This is a genomic window from Dietzia sp. SYD-A1, assembly GCF_015356725.1.
Classification (GTDB): Bacteria; Actinomycetota; Actinomycetes; order Mycobacteriales; family Mycobacteriaceae; genus Dietzia.
This window is the reverse complement of sequence record NZ_JADDKI010000285.1, coordinates 1-4,580: the sequence shown is the minus strand read 5'-3', so window position 1 is coordinate 4,580 and position 4,580 is coordinate 1. Positions and strand designations below refer to the sequence as shown.

Sequence of the window (4,580 nt, the reverse complement as noted above, 5' to 3'; positions counted from 1 at the left end):
CGCCGCCACCGCCCCGCCCAGCGAAGCGACGGGTAGCGCGGACTCCGAGCCGGACCTGTTCAGCCTCGCGGATCCGGCGCCTACCGAGTCTCCGTCCGCACCGCGTGCACCGTCGTCGACGACCCCGCATGCCGCATCCGGCGAGTCGGCCGTCGACCTCGTGGTCGAGCTCGAGCAGTCTCTACTCAGCGATGCCGTCCGAGCCGATCGACGCCGACTCGAGACGCTCCTGGACCCCTCGTGGAGACACGTGTGCGCCCGCGGAGAGGTGTGGTCACGCGAGGACAGGCTCGCCGCCTCCGGATCACCCGATCAGACCTCCGCAGAACGGACGATGGAGATCATCGAGGCGCGGGAGCTGACCTCGGACACGGTCCTGCTCGTGTGGCGGGAGCATATGGGTGGGAGCTCGATCCTGCGCAGCTCGGTGTGGGTCCGCTCACAGGACTCCTGGCGGCAAGCCTTTCAGCAGGGGACCGCCGAGTCCTGAGCGCTTCCGCACACGCAACGGCGCCCCTCTCCACGTCTGGAGAGGGGCGCCGCCAGTCGAGCGTGGGCTTGCGGCCTACAGGCCACCCAGCAGCAGGTGGAGCAGATCCCCCACGATTCCGATCAAACCGGCGACTAGACCCATGATTCGACTCCCTACAGGTGATGTGTTGCCCGGCGGGATCCTCTCCCCGTCGAGCTGACAGCGACTCTAAAGTTGTAAAGTAACCGAGGTGTTTCCGAGGACGCTCAGGCCTGTGAACACGCGTTTCGTTGTCGTAAAGCTACATCTGTATAGAAGTTTCTTCACTAAGCTGGAGCAGATGGTCGGCGGTTCACCCGCGTCGCGGGGCCGTGAAACCGACCGTCTGATACACCTGCGAGAGCACCGGGCCCGCGACGGCTCTCGCCCGGTCCGCGCCGTCTGCGAGGATCTGCTCGAGTTGAGCCCTGTCCGACATATACTCGTCGAACCGACCGCGCAGCGGGGTGACGAATGACTCGAGCGCGTCGGCGGTGTCGGTCTTGAGCGCACCGTACCCCGCCCCCGAGGTCTGGTAGTCCGCCACGAGCTCGGCCACCGTCCGCCCCGTGAACGCCGACTGGATGGTCAGGAGGTTGGAGACGCCCGGCTTCATCTCACGGTCGAATCGGATGTCGCCGTCGGAGTCGGTCACCGCGCTGCGGATGCGCTTGGCGGAGACCTTGGGGTCGTCGAGAAGGTTGACGATCCCCTTGGGGTTCTCCCCCGACTTGCTCATCTTGGCCGTGGGGTCCTGCAGATCGTAGATCTTGGCCGAGCCCTCGAGGATCTTGCCCTCGGGAACCACGAAGGTCTTCTTGAATCGGGAGTTGAACCGCATCGCCAGGTCGCGGGTCAGCTCGAGATGCTGCCGCTGGTCCTCCCCCACCGGGACGAGGTGCGGGCGGTAGAGCAGGATGTCGGCGGCCATGAGCACCGGGTAGGTGAACAACCCCACGGTCGTCCCGTCCGTGCCGTGTTTGGACGACTTGTCCTTGAACTGTGTCATCCGCGCGGCCTCGCCGTACCCGGTGATGCACCCCAGCACCCAGGCGAGCTCGGCGTGTTCGGGCACATGCGACTGCACGAACAACACCGAGCGGGCGGGATCCACCCCCAGGGCGAGCAACTGCGCGCACCCGCGGTAGACCCGCTCCCGCAGCTCCTTAGGATCCTGCTTGACCGTGATCGCGTGCAGGTCCGGGATGAAGTAGTACGCGTCGTACTCGTCCTGGAGCTCGACCCACTGCCGCACGGCACCCAGGTAGTTGCCGAGGTGGTACGAGTCGGCGGTCGGCTGGATGCCGGACAGGACGCGCTGGCGCTTCGCGGGGACTCCCGTCTCGGACGGCCCTGTCGTGGGCGCGGGAGATGAGGTCGAGGACTGCTCAGACATGGCATCCATCTTCCCACGGAAGACCCCGGCGCCCCGTCACACCCTCATCAGCCCGTGTGCTGGTCCGACTCCGGCGGGGGGAACCCGCCCGTGGCGACAGGCCCCCAGTCTTCGATCGTCACCCGGATGAGGCATTTGCCCTGCCGCACCATGGCCGCGCGGTACTCGTCCCAGTCGTCGTGCTCGCCGGCGACGCTGCGGAAGTACTCGACCAGCGGCTCGACGGCCTCGGGCAGGTCCACGATCTCCGCGGTGCCGTCGAGGTGGACGTACGGGCCGTCGAACCCGTCGGACAAAACGCACACGCTCACGGCCGGGTCGCGGCGGATGTTGCCCACCTTCGCCCGCTGCGGGTAGGTGGCCACGACGAGTCTGCCCTCGGAGTCGACGCCGCAGGTCACGGGCGAGGACTGCAGCCCGCCGGAGGACCTATGGGTGATGAGGACGGCGCGGTGCCGGGGGCGGAGGAACTCGTCGAGCCCGGCCCGGTCAGGGCGGTCTGCGGTGGCGTACTTCGGCATGAGCCGAGGCTACGGGGCCGCCCGATCAGCAGCATCCGCGACCGAGGGCCGGCCCGCCATCGTCACCGTCGTCGTCGTCACTCGTAGACGACGGTCACCGGCGCGTGGTCGGACCACCGCCTGTCGTAGGCGCTCGCGCGATCCACCCGGTCGGCCACGGCGCGCTCGACCAGCCCGTCGGTCACCACGTGGTAGTCGATGCGCCAGCCCGCGTCGTTGTCGAAGGCCTTGCCCCGTTGGCTCCACCAGGAGTACGGGCCGATCTCGTCGGGGCGGCGATGGCGGACGATGTCCGTCCACCCGCTGCCGTCGGCGAACAGCTCGGACATCCACTCGCGCTCGTGGGGCAGGAAGCCGGAGCTCTTGTGGTTGCCCTTGTGGTTCTTCAGATCCGCCTCGCGATGGGCGATGTTCCAGTCACCGCAGACGATCATCTCGTGACCGTCCCGGGCGCCGACGACCTCCGCGCTCTCGGCCAGGTGCTCCCGGAAGCTCGCCATGAAGCGGTCCTTCTCGTCCTGCTTGGGGGTGTCGGCCGACCCCGAGGGCAGATAGAGGCTGGCCACGGTGACCGTCTCCCCGTCGACGGCGCCGGGGTACACGGCCTCGATGTAGCGACCGGACTCGTCGAACTCCGGGTCGCCGTGACCGATGCGCACCTCGGCGGGCTCGTGACGGGACAGCAGCGCCACGCCGGCCCGGCCCTTGAGCGAGGAGGCCGAGCCGACCAGATGCCACCCGGCGTCGAGGGCCGGGGCCAGGGCCTTGCGGGTCTGGTCCTCATCGGCGCGGACCTCCTGGAGCGCGACCACGTCGGCGCCGCTGCCCTCCAGCCAGGGCAGGAATCCGAGGTTGGTCTCCGACCGCTGCTTGACGGCGGCACGGATCCCGTTGACGTTGACGGTGCTGATGGTGAGGCTCACGCCGATCAGGCTACCGACCCGTCGTGACCTCGTCCCGCCCCGATCGGCGGTCGAGCGCGACCGCGCCCACGAGTATCCCGAGTCCGGCCGCCGCGAGGGTTGCTCCGGCGAGGGCGGGCGAGGTGTAGCCGAAGCCCAGCGCGATCACCACTCCCCCGAGCCACGCCCCCGACGCGTTGGCGGCGTTGAGCGCCGAGTGGTTGAGTGCGGCCGCCAGCGTCTGTCCCCGGCCCGCGTACTTCATCAGCCGGGCCTGCAGTCCGGGCACGAGTGCGGAGCCCGTCGCCCCCACGAGGAACAGACCCACCAGCGCCGTGACCGGATGATGGGCGGCCACCGCGAACAGGGCGAGGACCGCGGTCATGGCCGTGGCGATCACCACCAACCCGCGGTCGAGATCCCGGTCCGCGACCACACCGCCCACGAGGTTGCCCACCACCATGCCGAGACCGTAGACGGCGAGGACCGCCGGCATCCACGCTCGGTCGATACCGGCGACGTCGACCATCGTCCACTGGATGTAGGTGTAGACCGCGAACATGCCGCCGAAACCGACCCCGCCCACGGCGAGGGTCGCCAGGATCTGTGGGCGGGCCAGGGCGGCCAGTTCCTCGCGCGCCCTGACCTCCACCGCGCCCCGCGGTTCGGGGACGACGACGAAGATCGCCGCCACGGTCAGTGCGCCGATCACCCCGACCGCGAGGAAGGCCGCCTGCCACCCCGCGGCCTCGCCCAGTCCGGTGGCCGCGGGAACACCGATCACCGTCGCCACCGACAGCCCCAGCAGGACCAGCGACACCGCCCTCGCCTGCTTGCCCGGGCCCGCGAGCGAGGCCGCCACCAGCGAGGCCACGCCGAAGTAGGCCCCGTGCGGGATGCCGGCCAGGAAGCGTGCGGCCACCAGGACCTCCGCGGAGGGGGCGAAGGCGGCGGCGGTGTTGCCCACCGTGAACAACCCCATGAGCACCAGGAGCAGGGTGCGGCGGCGCCACCGGGAGGTCCACACGGTCAGCAGCGGTGCGCCCACGACCACACCGAGCGCGTACGCGGTGATCACGTGCCCGGCCTGGGGTTCGGTGAGCCCGAAGTCGTCCGCGATCGACCTGAGCAGACCCATCGCCGCGAACTCGGTGACGCCGATGCCGAACCCGCCGAGGGCGAGGGCGAGGATCGCGAACGACACGCGGCGTGCGGAGACGCCTCCGCCCGGATCGGGCGGGGTGCTGGAG

The 4,580-nt window shown here is 69.7% G+C and carries 5 protein-coding genes; 1 reads left to right on the top strand and 4 read right to left on the bottom strand.

Annotated features, from left to right (window positions below):
- Positions 1-490 (top strand): nuclear transport factor 2 family protein (locus IY392_RS12060; protein WP_194861345.1); only part of this gene is annotated, 490 nt, incomplete at its 5' end.
- A 334-nt stretch (positions 491-824) separates the two neighbouring features.
- On the opposite strand, the gene trpS is transcribed toward IY392_RS12060, so the two are convergent.
- The 4 genes from trpS to IY392_RS12040 all read right to left on the bottom strand — a co-directional run.
- Complete coding sequence (trpS, locus tag IY392_RS12055; protein WP_375292913.1) at positions 825-1,907, bottom strand: tryptophan--tRNA ligase; 1,083 nt, start codon at positions 1,905-1,907, stop codon at positions 825-827.
- A gap of 47 nt (positions 1,908-1,954) precedes the next feature.
- Positions 1,955-2,428 carry a PPOX class F420-dependent oxidoreductase gene (locus IY392_RS12050; protein ID WP_194861344.1) on the bottom strand — a complete coding sequence of 158 codons (474 nt, stop codon included), beginning with the start codon at positions 2,426-2,428 and terminating at the stop codon, positions 1,955-1,957.
- A gap of 77 nt (positions 2,429-2,505) precedes the next feature.
- Positions 2,506-3,351, bottom strand: coding sequence for an exodeoxyribonuclease III (locus IY392_RS12045; RefSeq protein ID WP_107755896.1), 846 nt, complete (start codon positions 3,349-3,351; stop codon positions 2,506-2,508).
- 10 nt (positions 3,352-3,361) lie between these two features.
- A partial coding sequence (locus IY392_RS12040) for an MFS transporter (protein ID WP_228549342.1) occupies positions 3,362-4,580 on the bottom strand: 1,219 nt, incomplete at its 5' end.